Annotated in this window: 1 protein-coding gene; it reads right to left on the bottom strand. The window is 68.7% G+C overall.

The window, feature by feature from the left end:
• Nucleotides 1–553: DegT/DnrJ/EryC1/StrS family aminotransferase (locus tag C9414_RS20965; RefSeq protein WP_181286201.1), on the bottom strand; the 553-nt coding region annotated here is incomplete at both ends.

Here is a 553-nt window from a genome sequence, read left to right as displayed (position 1 = left end):
GCGGCTGACCCGGTGCTGAGGGATGTCCAGCGCGAACACATCACCGACTGCGGCTTCGACGTCGCCACGGCGCAGTGCGCTGCGCAGTGGATTGCCGTACACCAGCGACAGCAGCGAAGGGCGGTAGCAGGCGGCAAGGCCCATCAGCTGCACACTGCGCAGCAGCTCCCAGCGTAGGCTGGAACGAACGTGTTGAGCCGCATGTTCGGCCAGTGCCGCGCGCAGCTCATCATCGCGGCTGACCAGCAGGCCGCCTTCGTGCAGGCTCAGGCCCTTGCCGGCGGCCAGGCTGAAGAAGCCGATATCACCGCGCAGGCCGACACTGTGGCTGCCTACGCGTGCACCGAGCGCCTGTGCGGCATCTTCGATCACCCAGGCGCCGGCGCTGCGTGCAACCTCGCAGGCCAACTCGACATCGGCGATGCGGCCACCGAGATGGGTGGGCAGGATCGCCAGCGTGCGCGCGTCGGCCAGCCGCTTGAGCTGGGCGGGATCGAAGTCGAAGTGGCCATGGCGGGTATCGCACAGCTGCACGCGCAGCCCCAGGCTGTGC

Source organism: Bacillus sp. Nf3, from assembly GCF_003028545.1.
GTDB classification, from domain to species: Bacteria; Bacillota; Bacilli; order Bacillales; family Bacillaceae; genus Bacillus; species Bacillus safensis.
This window is presented reverse-complemented; position numbering and strand designations above follow the sequence as displayed.